The organism is Enterocloster clostridioformis, assembly GCF_020297485.1.
Lineage (GTDB): Bacteria > Bacillota > Clostridia > Lachnospirales > Lachnospiraceae > Enterocloster > Enterocloster clostridioformis.
Genome location: NZ_JAIWZC010000001.1, coordinates 4,819,674 through 4,835,929, shown reverse-complemented (window position 1 = coordinate 4,835,929; position 16,256 = coordinate 4,819,674). Strand labels below are relative to the sequence as shown.

Sequence of the window (16,256 nt, the reverse complement as noted above, 5' to 3'; positions counted from 1 at the left end):
TACAATTAATTTCCTTATACGGTTATACCACACTGTATCCCAGCATCACCGGAACATAGGTGACCAGCGACGGGATATAGGTAATCAGCAGCAATGCGGCAATCTCTGCAATTAGATATGGAATAATGCCCTTGATGCCTTCCTCCACCGTAATATCTCCAATTCTGCTTCCTATAAATAAGCAGTATCCCAGCGGAGGCGTAATGTTACCAATGGTAAGGTTAAGCGCCATGATAACACCAAAATGAATTGTACTGATACCAAGAGCAGCCGCAACTGGAGCCAGAATCGGAGCAAGGATAATAACAGACGCTCCTCCATCCATGAACATTCCCATAATAAGAAGCAGGATATTCACAAGCATCAGAAATACATATTTGTTACTTGTTAAGGAAAGAATCAGGTCATTCACAATAACCGGCATCTGGAGCGCTGTCAGACCGTAACTGAATATCCGGGCACAGGCAATAATCAGCAGCAATGGTGCCGCACTGTTAACCGTTGCAAGCAGCAGAGACCAGATATCCCGAAGCCTTAAGGTGCGGCTGACAAAAAGACTGACCAGCAGACTGTAAACAACCGCAATGGCGCCCGCTTCTGTAGGAGTACATACACCTCCCATGATACCTCCCACAATGATAACCGGCATGCCCAATGGGATGATACCATCAAGAGCAACCTTCACAACTTCGTTGCGGCTCAGCCGTTCATCGTGCTTCGGAAAATGATACATGTGATTACGGACCAGCAATACAATCATCAGTATCAAGCCTACCAGAATCCCCGGTATCAGGCCTCCCATAAACATTGCTCCAACCGAACACCCAACCGCGGTGGCAAATACAACCATGATGATACTCGGCGGGATAATTGGCCCGCAGGTAGAAGCCGCAGCAATAATTCCAACCGCCTCTTTTGTGGGGTATCCCTCCTCTTTCATGGCGGGAATCAGGATACCGCCCATGCAGGAGGTACTTGCCTGTGCGGAACCAGTAATGCCGCCAAAGAACATACTCGCCACAATACTGGAAAGCCCAAGACTGGCGGGCAGGCGTCCAATCAGCAGCATTGCAAACCGAATCAGCTTCTCCGTAATCTTTCCCCGGTTCATAATCTCACCTGCAAGCATGAAAAACGGTATAGCCAAAAGGGGCAGGCTTCCTATGCCGTTAAAAATAGACTGTGGAATAACCAGTGTGGCAAGAGGAGTTGCTGTGGATGATGCCAGTGCCACAAGGCTGAGCAAACCGGTAAACATCAGGCTGATGTAAATCGGGATACCTGCAATGATAAAAACAAAGGTCAAAATGACCAGGAGCGCAATTACTTCTCCCATCTATGTTTCCTCCTATTCATTCTCGGACGCTGCGTCCGTTAATATCTTTGTCTTGACCACCTTCAGATACTCATAAATGCAAAGCCCGAATCCCATGGGAATTGACATGTAAAAATACATTCTCGGAATACGAAGTACCGTACTCTTCATGGTTCCGCCTAAGGTAAACTGCATTGAAATCACGAACATGAACACCAGCAACACAATCGTAAGTATATTGATTGCAGCCCGCATTGCAATTCGCGCCGTTCTTGATTTCCGGTTGTTAATAAAAGAGGTGAATTCCGCATGACCATTGGAACGCACTGCTCTTGCACTCCCAAACATGCCCATGGCGACAAGCAGCATCTGGTTCACTTCGTCCGCCCATAGAAAACCTGTATGTAAAACATAACGCCCAAATACACTTCCCGCTGCGATCACCACAATCCCTGCCAGGCAGAACGCAGAAACAATGTCCTCAATCCACGCAACCACAGAATCAAACCTTTTAAAAGTCATCTTGCCCTCCTTATCGAATTATACTGTAATCGATTACAATTTATGTCTATAGCTTAATGGATATTTATATTGTTGTCAATTGTTATTTTTGCTGATATTATTTTGTATTTATTGTTACTTTTTACTATATTTAGCTTTGTTAATATCTGTTCGGATTTTTTTAAATTGTAATCGATTACAGTCATGTCAAATAGCAATTTAAATTATTTTGCATGTTTTTCTTGCAATGCCAACTTTAATGTTATAAAATGTAATCGATTACAGTATTTATCATTAAAAAATAGTTCTGCTCCATATAAATGCGTTTTTCAATTTTTGTTTCTTGGGAGGATAAATATGAATGCACCAACCATAAAAGATGTAGCGAATGCCGCAGGAGTTTCCGTTGCAACCATATCCAGAGTGCTCAGTAACCCCGATCTTGTCAAACCGGCAACAAAGGAACATGTACTTCAGATAATCAAAGAAATGAATTACCAGCCAAACGTTCTTGCACGTCAGCTTCGGACTCAGACAACAAGAGCTGTCATTGTTATTGTTCCTAATATAGAAAACTCCTTTTTTCATGGAATATTATCAGGTATCGGTACGGAAGCTGAACGGCAAGGATATCAAATGCTGATTGCTGATTTAAAGAGCCAGCCGTCCTTGGAAAAGCATTACATTGAGGCAATTAAGCAGCGGCAGGTGGACGGAATCATTTCCCTATCCGCTAATATGACACAAAAGCTAGAAACACTGATTACGGAAAGATACCCTTTAGTTATGGTAGTGCAATGCGTACCCAATTACAAAATACCAAGCGTTTCCATTGATAATATGGCTGCTTCAAAAGCGCTTATGACTCATCTTATCCGGCTTGGACACCGCGAGATTGCACACCTCACTGTATCACCTTTACAGATGCCTTATCAGGATCGTCTCAACGGTTATATTTCTGCTCTTGAAGAACACAAAATTCCTGTTGATAATGAACTGATCAGTTACGGAGAACCCGCCATCAAGGGCGGCTATGATCAGATGTGGACATTACTGGCAAAACAAAAAAAATTCACCGCTGTATTTGCCGCAGGTGATACAATGGCAATTGGTGCTATGAAAGCATTAAAAGATCAGGGACTGCGTGTTCCTGAAGACTGTGCTGTTGTCGGCTTTGATGATATTGATCTTTCTTCTGTATGGGAACCAGCGATTACCACAATACGTCAGCCCAAGGAGATGATGGGAAGGATTGCATTCCAGAAACTGCTGGCCCTCATGCAGAATGAACCTATTGCAGTCAGTCAAGAATATCTACCATACGAACTGGTAATACGGGAAAGTTGCGGCTATTTTCTATGACTAACAGTGCCTGATATTTTCTCAGGTTATTACACAAATAAAAACTTATCACTTTACAGCATATTCAAAAATATTGTACATAGTGCTTTATCGTAGAATGCGTTTGCGACAAACATATCAAAGGAAAGTAATCTTTACAAGCCAAAAACCCTGGAAGACTCATCTCCCAGGGCCAAGGCATCTATTTCTCACGCCCTGAAAAACACCCATTTCCAGGACGCAAATTCACTTAATTTTTCCTCAAAAACCACCATATCTTGTAGTTTTATCCACCATTTCTCTCCAAAAACCACAAGCGGCATCTAAACTATCGCAGCTTAATGTGGTGCTGCGGTGGAATAGATGCCTGCATTTACATTATTTTATTGATACATTGGAATACTATCTATCCCTTAACTATCCACTCACCTGAACGGTTATTTCCCCTTCTGACAATATATCCCTTATCCTGCAATTCTGCAATCATCCTTTTTACAGTGCGCAATGAAACTCCTAACTCCTTTTGTAATTCCTTTTGTGTGACTCTTGCATTCTGCTTCATAATGGTCAACACTCTTTCTTCAGGAGACGTTACCTTAATTCCAATAATGGTGCCAATGGTGTCAGAATTAGTGCCAATGGTGTCAGAATTGGTGCCAGAATTAGTGCCAATGATGCCAGCTTGGATTAATGACGGCTGCCTGTACATATTTATACGGAAATCCCCGTCAAAATCGATCAGCTCTGGTTCTGGAATACCATATTCCTGGCATTCACGTATTATTCGAGGAATACCGCTGCCCCATTTTTCAATGATTTTCATATAAGAGAATGCGTTGGCTATTGCACGATTCCTGATTTTAGAGTATCCTTCCTTCATTTTTTCAATCGTCACACCATTCATTAGCATACCCGGAGAAGTAATCTCCAATCGGTTATCATAAAGCGCTACCTGGATATTGCCTGGGTCCAAATAACTGCGATGAGCTACAGCATTGGCAATCAACTCACGGATGCTGTCTATCGGAAGCTCATAAACATCCTGCCTGTAAATACCATCTATCTTCATTCCCCGGTTAATTTTCTCCAGCACATATTGGTATGCGGCCTCCATCTGTTCCTGAATTGGACCGTTAAATTCCCGCCTGTCTACAAAGTACGCACGGTCATTACCTTTAAAAATAGCGCACTGGATGTTTTGCTGCATGGTATTCTTCCCTGTCAGCAAAGCATATGCATTCGTCGGAACAATTTCTCCATCTTTTTCCCATAAAATCCCCCAGGATAACAGTACATTCTCTGTTACATCTTTAATCTCAGCTTTGGCTGCATCGGTCAATGCATGTTCGAGGGCGACTTTTTTTAAATCGTGACAAGTTTTTTAATGTCGTCTTTTGTAACTGTCAAGCCATCACACGGCTCACTGTCATAATAGCGGTTCTGTCCTTCCAGTATCAATTCCTTTAACATAAAATCAGGTGCAAGACGGGTCGTTCCTGCAACCCGGATAAATGTTCCGTCTACTATTCCCTTTGATTTTAAGTAATACGGGCGCATTTTACCAGAACTGATTTCTACAACAATAACGGTCTTATCTCCAACTGTCTGTAACGTCACGTCCGGGATAATCCTCGGCTCACAACTATCTGATATAGCATTGGTGATAGAGTCTATAGTCTGGAAAATTGTATCCGGATTCATGCCTGTTACATCTAATGTTGAATCATCAATACCAAATACAATCCTTCCACCACGTCCATTGGCAAAGGCAACTACCGTTTTCATATACTTTTCACTTTTTCCCGGTACATCTACTTTATATTCGATGCTCTTTGATTCACCTGAAAACAGTTTGTCTATTGCCATATTCTCCCCTCCTCAAGCTCTCTTTTATATAATAGCACATTTCTTTATGAATATTATTACCCTTAAATCTTTACTATATTATATAAAGGAAATATTGTAATTGCAATAGACGCAGAAGATTTGTCCTTGATATATAAACAGTAACCATTAAATCTACGAAACCAAAAAATTCATACATGGCACATTGAAAGCTTAATTATAATATACTGTTGTTGATTTCAGCGAACACCAAATTTTTGTCAGCGATTTTTGAGCTACAAGAGTTACTATTGGGGTGAGAAGTATGTCGGTTAGTTATAATAAGCTTTGGAAGCTATTAATTGATAGAAATATGAAGAAGAAAGACCTGTGTGCTGTATAGGTATTAGTCATGCTTTAGTGGGTTATAGATGGCTGTTGTCTATTATGGTGGAGCTTGAAGAGCGTACAGGTTCCTCCGAATTGAGAAGAAATAAACCTGTTCCCGTATGCCGTATTTTCATTCAGGTCGAGAGTATGAAAAAAAGTCTGTAAATTGAGATCTTCTATGATAAGTTAATGAGAAAGGTAGGTGGATGTCGTGACCACCTACCTTTACTATACGGATGCTTTTGGATTCTGTCAAGATGTATTGGAAAATCCCATCAAATTATGGTACACTTCTTACAGGAAAACATCAGGAGGTGTGCCATGAAGCTAAAAACAGACGATCCCTTTGTACCTGAAGATATCAGGGCAAAGATCAATGGACTGCAGTCCCTGCTGGATCATGCAGCCGACTTATACAGTGATATCTATAGCTGGTATGACAGTGAACTGAAATCCTATGACCCGAAAGCCACCGCAGACGATGAACTGTTTGACCCTGGCACAGGGACTGTTGTGGAGGGGATCGATTACCTGTCTATCATGGAATCCCTGTCAGAGCTGCAGACAGCCAACGAATGTAAAATGCAGAGGGATTAACCTTGTGTCCCATCGGCCTGGCCTCTGGCGATGTCTTCCCGTATCAGGGCCTTGATGGCCCCTTGGACGGAAGTGTCCCTGCCATATTTGTGCTGTCTGACCCAGGCCAGGATATCTGCATCTGTCTTCATATTCAGTTTTAACTTCACCTGTACAGTATTATAGCTGTCGTACCTGTCCTGAGCATCGTATTTTGAAAATCCATACATGGAAAGCTCCTTTCCGGATAGGTGTACACCTATGCCTGTGCGCTCTTATTCCGGCAGTCTGCCTTCGTACATAATGGACAGTTCCCCATAGACCTGCCCCCAGTTGCGGATGGGCATGGTCCACTTCTTCGTCGCCTCGAACGTGGCCAGGTACAGAGCCTTTAAGAGCGCCGTGCTGCCCGGGAACACGCTCCGCTGGCGGTTGAGCTTCCGGTAGGTAGAGTTGAGGCTCTCGATCGCGTTGGTAGTATAGATCACCTTCCTGACCTCCATGGAAAACTTGAAGATGGGGGATACCACATCCCAGTTGTCATGCCAGCGTTTCATTGAGTTGGGGTACTTTGGCGTCCACTTTTCCGTCACCTTCTCCAGCGCCTCCAGCGCCTTTTCCTCGTTTGCGGCATGGTAGATGGTTTTCAGGTCCGTGGCAAATGCTTTCCGGTCCTTGTCGGAGACGTATTTCAGCGTGTTCCGTACCATATGTACGATGCAGCGCTGCTGCTCCGTCTTCGGGAATGCCGCCGTTATGGCTTCCTTAATGCCCGTGAGCCCGTCCGAGCAGAGAATGAGGATATCCTTCACACCGCGGTTCTTCAACTCGTTCAGAACGCAGAGCCAGTACTTGGAGCTTTCATTCTCCCCGATCTGTATGCTCAGGACTTCCTTTTTACCTTCCAGCGTAAGGCCGAGGATGACATAGGCGGCAAGCTTGCGGATTACCCCGTCCTCCCGCACGGAATAATGGATTGCGTCGATGTAGACCACGGGATAGACTTCCTCCAGCGGGCGGTTCTGCCAGTCTTCAATCTGCGGCAGTATCTTGTCCGTCACGTCCGAGATGAACCCTTCCGAAGCCTCAAAACCATAAATGTCCATCAAGGTATCCGAGATTTGGCGGGTTGTCATGCCTTTTGCATACATGGATATGATCTTCTGGTCAATGCCGGAAATGTCCTTCTGGCGCTTTCTTACCACCTGGGGTTCAAACGTGGACTTCCTGTCCTGGGGCACCTGGATGTCCATGCTCCCGAAGCTGCTGTTGATCCGCTTGGGCTTGTAGCCATTGCGGTAATCATCCGAATCCGACCGTTCTGACCTCCCATAGCCGAGATGCTCATCCATCTCCGCTTCCATCATCTCCTTCAGGGTGCTCCCCAGCAGGTCTTTGAGGGCTTCCTGGATATCCTCCGCAGTCTGGATGTCATACTCTTCCAGGAGCTGATGGACGATGTTCCTTTTCCCCTCCGTCATGACTACTTTGTGTACGGGCTGTTTTTCTCTTCTTGCCATAATAATAGGCCTCCTTATGATAATAGATTTTATCATAGAAGACCTAATGCTTAATAGCTATTTACAGAAAAACTTTCATACTCTCTTCAGGTCATTCCCGATATCCCAGTACAGTCTGATCAGTTGCTCATTTACATTCAGCAACGCTCTGTACTGTGCAGCTTTAATTTTATCCTTGATATCCGATATGAGCTGAATCTGCTTGCTTTCCTGTATTTCCATTACGCCCTCCAATTCTGCAGACGCCGTCTGCAAAATTCATTTGTCTTTATGATTTTTTTAACCGTGCAAGCCCGCTTTCACAATCATCCTACATATTGTTCCGATTTTGCTCATCAAAATAATTCTGTAACGCGTCAACAAACTGCCCGATATGAATCCCGTCAACAAAAGAATGATGTGCTTGAATTGAAACGGGGATTATTGTACGTCCATCTTTCTCGTAGTACTTTCCCCAATCGAACAGCGGTGTGGCATTATCCTTCTTCCCTGAATTTGTATGGGAAATATGCGTATAAGTCACCCACGGCATGGGCGAACACTGGAATACATCATTTCCCAGAGGACCGGTAAAGTATTCTTTCTGCTCATCTGCTGTTTTCGAAGCCAGTTCAACATACTCTGTCAGGTCATCCACGAAAGGTACATTCACTACTTTGAACAATCCGGTTTCCTTGTTGAGATATGTAAAGGCTGTATCAATTTTATCATACAGAACAACTTTCCCATCTAAAAATCTGTACCTTAGTGCCTCTACTTCATTTGCGCATTTGCAGACAGCATACACCATCGCCAGAGTGAACGAGATGCCTTCTGCCTTTACTTTTTTCTTGAAGTTCGTGATATCCGCTTCAAAAGTCACGCAGAAAGACGGCTCTATGCTGTTTCTGAAAACCATGCAGTGCACGGCACGCTCCCACGTTGATTCATCAATTGTTTTATACGAATTTGCCATGTGTTTATCTCTCCTTCTATCGATTTATCAATCTGCACCCCCTAAAATGGATTTGCACCCCCTCGGATTTTAGGCGACAAGGCTATCGCTGAATTGTATCATTGTCTGCACTTTGCTTTCATAAATCGTTTTTGCCACATTATTGCCGGAGAGGACATCGTTATTATCGTAGAACAAAATGTTGACCATAAGTTCGATCACTTCACGAGGAGTATAATGCTGCCCAGAATCTTCGTTATGCGCCTCAGAAAACCGGCGGATGATTTCTTCAAAAATATATCCCATCTCCAGATTGGAGATTACGCTTGGATGGAGATTTGCCTTGGACGATGTAAATTCCTTAATCACAATATAGAGAATGCCCTTATTTGCCATCGTGGTGATATGGCCGTCAAATTTGAACTTCTCAATAATATCCTGTATATTTTCAGAAAAACCGTTCAGGTAATCACGAAAATTAGCTTCGATATTATCGGGATCATCTAATAACTTATCAAAATCATATTTGCTTGTATTATAAAAATCGTGTCCGGAAGCTTTGCGCAATAATACATCACGCATAGGAAGAGATTTTACACTTTCATATTTTTCAAGTACCGCGGCCTTTGTATCAGCAATGATGCAGTCAAAACGGCGTATTACTGTCATTGGCAAGATGACTTCTCCATATTCGTGCGGTTTATATACACCAGTCAATTTATCTGCAATCGCCCATATAAGGGCAGCTTTCTCATAATACTAAATTACATATTTCTTCCCAGATACCTGAAAACTCCAAAGCATTCTTAATTTATTAACCACTTCTCTAATTAAAGAACAAGCCATAAACTACTACCTTTTAATTTCCACGTATCTGAGAGGATTAGAATTCTTAAATTTAAGCATTTCTGGCATTACTAATATACCATAATAAGTACTCATTTCCAACGATTTTATCTTTTAACCAAAATAAATAATAGTATATGCAACGAAATCTGCCACCAGGTGTAATCTAATGATGTCGAACTTTATTGTCACATTCTCCGCCACTCGTCCGCATCATTTTTCAAATGCCCAGAAAAAGCATTTAGCTGTTGACTGTATTACTCTAACATTATGGAAATCAATATTTACGCATGAATAAATGTAAGCATTTCTTCTCTGCCTTTATGATAAAGTTTCAGTGTTTATTATTATCTTAATCCAGCTTACCAAAAAACATACCTGTAAAGCATTCACCCTCATATATTAATTACTATATCTGCAAATACCAAAAAGCCCCAGGAAAGTCATCTCCCAGGGCCAAGGCATCTATTTCTCACGCCCTGAAAAACACCCATTTCCAGGCCGCAAATCCACTCATTTTTCCCTCAAAAACCACTACATCTTGTGGTTTTATCCACCATTCTTCTTCAAAAACCACAAGTTGGCATCTAAACTACCGCAGCTTAATGCCTATGCATCGAAAACTCATCCATTGGATACTTCTTCAAATTCTCCAGCACATGCCTCTCCTCAGCAGCTCCAATCAGCTGGTCCCTGGCCTTCTTGGCCTCTGTCTCCGTTTTATGACGGCTGGGACCGCCCACACAGCCGCCCACACAGGCCATGCCTTCCACGAAATCTTCCGGAAGCTTTCCTACCTTCATGAGCAGCAGTGCCTTCTTGCACTCTGCGGCGCCGTTGCAGCGGGCCACTTTGATATCCGTGTTTTCGTCCATCTCCTTCAGACATTCCAGCACAGCCGCCGTCACTCCGCCGCCGTTGCCAAATCGCTTTCCAAACACAGAGCTTTCCTGATAATCGTTCTCGGCCGGCTGAAGCTCCACACCCTTGGCGCGCATCATGGCTCTTATCTCACCGAAGGTCATTGCATAGTCTGCATTGCCCTTTACATTCAAGTCCAGGCTCTCACTCTTTTTGGCTATGCAGGGGCCGATGAATACTGTGACTGTATCCGGAGCCTGGCTCTTTATCATTCTGGAGACAGCACACATAGGTGACACTGTGGTGGACATATTCTCCAGCAGCATTGGAAAATGCTGCTTAATCATGTTCACAAACGCGGGACAGCAGGAGGTAGTCATCTTCTTTCCCTCCTTATTTGCCTGGGCCCATTCCTCTGCCTCGTAGGCTGCTGTCATGTCTCCGCCCAATCCCACTTCTATCATATCCGCAAATCCCAGCTGCTTTAATGCAATCTTCCAGCTGGCCATGGTAATGTCAGGACCAAACTGTCCCTCCGTAGCAGGTGCCACCATGGCAACCACCCTTTTTCCTGCTTTAATCAGGCGGATCACATCTACCATAAAGGTCTTGGATCCTATGGCCCCGAACGGGCAGCTATGGATACAGGCTCCGCACTGGATACACTTCTTCTCATCAATCACGCAGATACCGTACTCATCATAAGTAATGGCATCTACCGGACAAATTTTCTTACAAGGACGCTCCAGATGAGCAATGGCGTTATAGGGACAGGCCTGTGAGCATTTGCCGCATTCCTTACATTTGCCGGGCTCGATATAGGCCCTTTCACGCCCCATGCTGATGGCTCCGAAATTACAGGAGTTCTGGCAGGCCTTGCCCATACATTTACGGCAGTTATCTGTCACTATGTAGGATGCAATGGGACACTCCTCGCAGGCCGCGTTGATGACCTGGACCACATTGGATGTGTCCTTCCCGGTGGGACATTTTCCTTCTGCCAGGCGGACCCTCTGCCGAATGATTTCCCTTTCCTTATAGATACAGCAGCGGTAAGTCGCCTGAGGTCCCGGTATCATGGAATATGGAATCTGCTCCCGCTTCTCGTCCAGATTTCCCTCCCACGCAGCCTTAGCCACCTCGTAAAGTACATCGTGTTTCAAACGCAGGATCGTAGCATCATTGGTTACCATCTTTTTCTCCTCCTCGTTACGGGCACTTGGAGACCGTCCTATGGTCTCCTGCGCGCAATACATATCATTGGCATATGCCATATATGTCTGCTTCTATATCACAATTCGAGTTTGTTAAAATTATATCAACACTAGAAATCTACTATATTTACTGTGAAAATGCAAGTATTAAATGGCGTACAACATTAGTAATATGTAACCACCACTGTTTTTCCCATCTCCTCAATCACATGCCTCAGCTGTTCCACCAGATTCTGGCGGATACCCAGGTCAAAGGGAAGTCCCGGATTCTGGTACGCGCTGTTGATTGCCTTTCCCACATACAGGTGAACCTCCGTGCAGTCTTCTATGAGCACCTTGGCCACCATGGAACCTCCGTTGGGCTTATCCAGCTCCTGGAAAAATTCTTCGGATACAGTCTCATTCTTCACATATCTGCGCAGCAGCTGGAGAACCCGGTTAAGGGTAAGGACTCCCTCCGTAACCAAATCCACGCCATCCATGTATGCGATGGGGGGTATCTCCGGATCCACATAATCCAGGGATACATCCAGCTTCTTTCCCAGCACTCTGGACACGATAGTGGCGCTGGTTCCTCCGCAGACAATGGTCTTGGCATTGGCATCATCCATAAAATCCTGGACCATGCGGACGTCGTCTTCCGGATTCCTGGCAGGACCAGTCATGAGATGAACCGGCTTGCTGTCAATAATACGCATACACGCCACCGTGGTATCATCTCCGGGCCGGAACTGATACAGCTCATCACAGGCCCTGCTGATGCTGGCAGCCAGACGCATGGCCGATACCGTCAGGGGATACTGTCTCACCGCGTAGTCCGCAATGTCCTGCCACAGCCATCCGAAATTCAGCAGCTCACCCACTCCCGCATGAATGGTGCCGTCACTCATGAGAATCAGGGCATCGCCTTTTTTGACCTTGAATCTGTACTCGTTGATTTCCTTGCCCTGCATGACCCGTACATTTTTCGGTATCTCCATAAGCTTTCCGTCCCGGATGAATATGCATCCGGGATTATCATATTCCACCAGATACGCATCACCATTATGGTATACCTGCAGTATGCTGAAGGTGGAATAGGCTACCTGCCTGACCTGGCAGATGGGAAGGGTCTCACTGATGGTATCCACACATTCCTCCAGGGTAGCCCCATTGAGGAACATGGTTCCCAGTATCTTAGAGGTCAGCGTGGACAGGATATTGGCCTTAACCCCGCTTCCCATGCCATCTGCCAGAATCATGATGTTGGAATCCTCGGTCTGCAAAAGCTCCACCTTGTCCCCGCACAGGATTTCGGTGTATTTGTTCAGGCTTTTATATGCAACATCCACTGTAATTCCCATTATTTACCTCCGTTGCCGCCTGGTTTCTTTAAATCCACATTGCTCAGATGAACATACCCGGATTTTCCGCCGCGCGGATTGGCGCTGCCGATATGGACATAGCCCGTAGGCTTTTTCTGTTCCCCGGCTCCCGGTATCTGCCCGGCTCCCGCTCCGCCGGGCGCCCCGGCTGTCATAACACCCTTTAAGGGCACGGCTCCGCTTCCCAGCTGTACGCCCGGAATCTCCCGCTCCAGTTCTCCCCCCGCATACCCGGCGTCACTGCCGTCCTCTAACAGGGAGTGGCACAGCTTGGTCAGAGTAGTTTTTGTCTCAGCTGTTGTCTCTCCCAGGAGACCTGCTATTTCCTGAGCCACCATCATCTGCTTGTGGATGACCTTCTGGGCCAGATCTATGGTCTCCAGCTTTCTCTCATACTCTTCCTTGGCCAGCTCCTCCTCACGGGTTATGTCTATGAAGGTGGCCAGGACAGCATTTTCCTTTTCTATGTACACAATATTCTGCAGCGTGGAAAGATTATATTCCGGATAATTGACCCGCTTGCCATGGATATTCTGATGTGTATCAAATACCCATTGGAAGTTCACTGGGTCGATAAGTTCATACAGATACATCTGCAATGCCTGGGAACGAGTCCTGCCGAAATATTTCTCGCCCACATCCGAGTACTCCATGATGCGCATGTCATCGCCCACAATCAGTACAATGTTCGGGGAAGTCTCCATCACCAGATTGGCCATGGACTCCGCCTTTTCATGCATAAAGGGGATGCACATACTCACCTCCGCCTTGTGCTGGAATACGGCAATGGCCTTTTCCCGGCAGGTGGGATAACCGCAGGCGCCGCAGTTCAGCTCGTCCTCCGGCTTCAGCTTGTTGGTCATGCGCAGTATTTCCCGTATCTGTTCCTCCGTAGGCTGGGGGTCCCTGGGTGAGTGGTCCTCGAACCGCTTTCTGAAGTTTACATTTTCCCATACCGGCTCCATCTGCTTTTCCTCAGCCGGCTCCCTGCAGATGCTCTCCTCCATGTCCAGCTTTACCTTGAATCTGGATATGAACTCCTCATCCACCGTGGGGCCCTTGATGCAGCCGCCGGAACACATATTCATCTCGATAAAACAGCCTTTGATTTCACCGCGGGACATACTCTTACACAGATCAATACAATTGTCCTCCCCATGGACATAGAACTTCCTGTATCCGTCCCCCTTCTCCTCGGTGGCCAGCACGGAGTTCACCACGCCGTTGGTCACGGGATACAGCCGGTTCACCTTGGGGTCAAATGCGGTAAATGGCCGGTCTTCACAGTCCTCAATTACGATGTCCTTTTCCTCCAGCCATTTGTTTATGTCATTGAAATTTAATACAGCGTCAATATATCCCTCATGCCTCAGGTCCAGGGCTTCTTTTTTCTTTGCAATACACGGTCCAAGGAACACGACCTTCACATCCCGTCCCAGTTCTTCCTTCAGAAGCTTTCCGTGGGCAATCATGGGGGACACCACCGGCGCCAGGTAAGGTATGAGCTGCGGATAGTAGATTTCCACCAGGTCATTGGCGCTTGGACAGCATGTGGTTATGATGTTCTCCATCTTGTGCTCTGCCAGGAGCTTCGCATACTCGGCCGTCACAAAAGCGGCTCCCTCGGAAGTCTCCCTCACATCCTCAAACCCCAGGCGCAGCAGAGCCCCCCGCACCTGACCAATTGTCTTGTATTTCAATAACCCCATATAGGACGGTGCAATGGACACCACCACACGCATGCCTTCGCGCAAAAATCCGCGGACCATGTTCAGGTCGCTCTTAAGGGTTTTTGCTGACTGGGGGCAGATTTTCAGACAGTGGCCGCACAGGATGCACTTGTCCGGCATGATGACCGCCCGCTCATCCTTGACCTGGATGGCCTTTACCCCGCAGTAACGGACGCATTTATAGCAGTGTTTGCACTTTGTGGCTTTGAAATCTATGATTTCCATGCCCATAATCAAAGTCTCCCCTTAATCTCATTTTCAAAAAATTCTTCTGTATCTTCCGGCTTCAGGGAGTACAGCTCGCCCTCCACCGTCACGCACACTCCATGGTCACAATTACCGGAACAGAACGCACCGTTTAAGTCCACCTTATCAGACAGCCCGTTCTCATCTACCAGCTTCTGGAGCTTACTGATAATCTCCCTGGATCCCTTTAAATGACAGGCGCTTCCAATACATATCGTTACTTTCATCCCTTATTCCTCCACTATCTGCGTGTATTATGGGCTCACCCCAAACCATGGTTTCATTATCTCACATTGTGATATCTATATCAATAATATTTCTCAAATATTTTATAGAAAAGACAGGCCTGTTGTGCTATAGTTAATGATATTTACGAGAGGAGTTGAAGTATTATGAAAAAACATGTTTCCTTACTTTTAATGGCATTGATGAGCGTCTCCCTGGTGCTGGGCGGATGCGGCAAAAGCGGCTCCGGCACACCTGGCACAGAGTCCCAGGCCAAAATACAGACCGAGGGACAGACGGAAGCGGAGACCGGGGATCAGACCATAGCCCAGTCAGGAGACAAAACCGCCCCGGACCAAGCTTCAGAAAGCCCTTCCGGCGAATCATCCTCCCCGGACCCTGAATCCGGTGCCGGCGGTGAACTGAACACGGGTTCCGATGAAAACAAGCTGACCTGCCAGGCCGCCATCCGCGTAGGCTCCCTGAAAGGCCCCACCTCCATGGGACTTGTATCCCTGATGGACAAGGCTTCCAAGGGCGAGACGTCCAATGTCTATGAATTCACCATGGCCGGCAAGGCTGATGAACTGGTGGGCAAGATAGCAAACGGCGACCTGGATATCGCCCTGGTGCCTGCCAATGTTGCCAGCGTGCTCTACGCCAAGACCCAGGGAAATATCACAGTCCTGGATATCAATACCCTGGGCGTCCTCTATGTGGTGGCCTCAGATGATTCCATTACCTCCATGGCCGGCTTAAAGGGACGCACCATTTACATGACAGGAAAGGGGACCACCCCCGAATACGTCATGAATTACCTTTTAAAGGAAAACGGTCTTTCCGCATCTGATGTGGACCTGCAGTTCAAGTCCGAGGCCACTGAAGTGGCATCCCTGTTAAAGCAGGATTCCAGTGCCATCGGCGTTCTGCCGCAGCCCTTTGCCACTGCCGCCTGCATCCAGAATCCCGACTTAAAAACAGTGCTGGATTTAACGGAACAGTGGAATATTTTAAACAAGGACTCCGGAAGCATGCTGGTGACAGGCGTTACCCTGGTGCGCGGCGATTTTCTCAGGGAGAACCGTTCCCCTGTTGCGGACTTTATAAAGGACCATGAGGCCTCCACCCTATTTGCCACGGAACATACAGAGGACGCCGCCCAGCTGATTGCCAAACAGGGTATTGTGGAGAAGGCTCCCATTGCCCAGAAAGCTCTACCCTACTGCAACATCGTGTGTCTGACCGGACAGGAGATGAAGAATGCCTTAAGCGGTTACCTCTCCACCTTAAATGAGCAGGATCCCAAATCCATCGGCGGACAGATGCCCGGAGATGATTTTTACTACATGCCTTAACCCCTGATTGCGGA

Annotated in this window: 16 protein-coding genes; 3 read left to right on the top strand and 13 right to left on the bottom strand. The window is 46.2% G+C overall.

The annotated features are described in order from the left end of the window. Positions 1-22: 22 nt before the first annotated feature. Entirely contained in the window at positions 23-1,336 is a 1,314-nt protein-coding gene (locus LA360_RS24195) for a TRAP transporter large permease (protein ID WP_057572109.1), read from the bottom strand. A 12-nt stretch (positions 1,337-1,348) separates the two neighbouring features. Beyond that, positions 1,349-1,837: a TRAP transporter small permease gene (locus LA360_RS24190; RefSeq protein WP_002588168.1), complete on the bottom strand. Its 489-nt coding sequence runs from the start codon at positions 1,835-1,837 to the stop codon at positions 1,349-1,351. Positions 1,838-2,173: 336 nt separating this feature from the next. Between LA360_RS24190 and LA360_RS24185 the strand changes: the two genes are divergently transcribed. Further along, positions 2,174-3,178, top strand: coding sequence for a LacI family DNA-binding transcriptional regulator (locus LA360_RS24185; RefSeq protein WP_002588167.1), 1,005 nt, complete (start codon positions 2,174-2,176; stop codon positions 3,176-3,178). A 385-nt stretch (positions 3,179-3,563) separates the two neighbouring features. Here LA360_RS24185 and LA360_RS24180 read toward each other — a convergent pair whose 3' ends face one another. Continuing rightward, complete coding sequence (locus tag LA360_RS24180) at positions 3,564-4,496, bottom strand: ATP-binding protein (RefSeq protein WP_225537681.1); 933 nt, start codon at positions 4,494-4,496, stop codon at positions 3,564-3,566. 23 nt (positions 4,497-4,519) lie between these two features. After that, positions 4,520-5,023 carry an AlbA family DNA-binding domain-containing protein gene (locus tag LA360_RS24175; protein ID WP_112482827.1) on the bottom strand — a complete coding sequence of 168 codons (504 nt, stop codon included), beginning with the start codon at positions 5,021-5,023 and terminating at the stop codon, positions 4,520-4,522. Positions 5,024-5,692: 669 nt separating this feature from the next. On the opposite strand from LA360_RS24175, the gene LA360_RS24165 reads away from it, so the two are divergent. Then, positions 5,693-5,968 (top strand): hypothetical protein, encoded by a 276-nt coding sequence (locus tag LA360_RS24165; RefSeq protein ID WP_002583244.1) that lies wholly within the window; start codon positions 5,693-5,695, stop codon positions 5,966-5,968. Here LA360_RS24165 and LA360_RS24160 read toward each other — a convergent pair. The 9 genes from LA360_RS24160 to LA360_RS24120 form a co-directional block, all read right to left on the bottom strand. Next, positions 5,965-6,177 carry a hypothetical protein gene (locus LA360_RS24160; RefSeq protein ID WP_002583243.1) on the bottom strand — a complete coding sequence of 71 codons (213 nt, stop codon included), beginning with the start codon at positions 6,175-6,177 and terminating at the stop codon, positions 5,965-5,967. The genes LA360_RS24165 and LA360_RS24160 overlap by 4 nt on opposite strands. Positions 6,178-6,222: 45 nt before the next feature. Further along, positions 6,223-7,428, bottom strand: coding sequence for an IS256 family transposase (locus LA360_RS24155; RefSeq protein WP_173876956.1), 1,206 nt, complete (start codon positions 7,426-7,428; stop codon positions 6,223-6,225). Positions 7,429-7,542: 114 nt separating this feature from the next. Next, on the bottom strand, positions 7,543-7,689 hold the full coding sequence (locus LA360_RS24150; RefSeq protein WP_112482829.1) for a DUF1016 N-terminal domain-containing protein: 147 nt from the start codon (positions 7,687-7,689) through the stop codon (positions 7,543-7,545). Between the two features lie 88 nt (positions 7,690-7,777). Then, positions 7,778-8,422, bottom strand: a complete 645-nt coding sequence (locus LA360_RS24145; protein ID WP_022202990.1) for a CatA-like O-acetyltransferase — start codon at positions 8,420-8,422, stop codon at positions 7,778-7,780. A 69-nt stretch (positions 8,423-8,491) separates the two neighbouring features. Next, entirely contained in the window at positions 8,492-9,130 is a 639-nt protein-coding gene (locus LA360_RS30105) for a type I restriction-modification system subunit M (RefSeq protein ID WP_225537795.1), read from the bottom strand. Between the two features lie 719 nt (positions 9,131-9,849). Then, a complete protein-coding gene (locus LA360_RS24135) occupies positions 9,850-11,301 on the bottom strand; it encodes a 4Fe-4S dicluster domain-containing protein (RefSeq protein WP_038260200.1) in 1,452 nt (483 codons plus the stop codon). 185 nt (positions 11,302-11,486) lie between these two features. After that, positions 11,487-12,665, bottom strand: a complete 1,179-nt coding sequence (locus tag LA360_RS24130) for a SpoIIE family protein phosphatase (protein WP_002588165.1) — start codon at positions 12,663-12,665, stop codon at positions 11,487-11,489. Beyond that, the gene (locus LA360_RS24125; protein WP_057572267.1) at positions 12,665-14,647 is read right to left on the bottom strand and encodes a [Fe-Fe] hydrogenase large subunit C-terminal domain-containing protein; all 1,983 of its coding nucleotides are present in this window, start codon (positions 14,645-14,647) and stop codon (positions 12,665-12,667) included. The genes LA360_RS24130 and LA360_RS24125 overlap by 1 nt, the downstream gene beginning before the upstream one ends. A gap of 2 nt (positions 14,648-14,649) precedes the next feature. After that, the gene (locus LA360_RS24120; RefSeq protein WP_002568891.1) at positions 14,650-14,889 is read right to left on the bottom strand and encodes a (2Fe-2S) ferredoxin domain-containing protein; all 240 of its coding nucleotides are present in this window, start codon (positions 14,887-14,889) and stop codon (positions 14,650-14,652) included. A gap of 165 nt (positions 14,890-15,054) precedes the next feature. On the opposite strand from LA360_RS24120, the gene LA360_RS24115 reads away from it, so the two are divergent. Next, positions 15,055-16,242 (top strand): ABC transporter substrate-binding protein, encoded by a 1,188-nt coding sequence (locus LA360_RS24115; RefSeq protein WP_022202993.1) that lies wholly within the window; start codon positions 15,055-15,057, stop codon positions 16,240-16,242. The last annotated feature ends 14 nt before the right edge of the window (positions 16,243-16,256 follow it).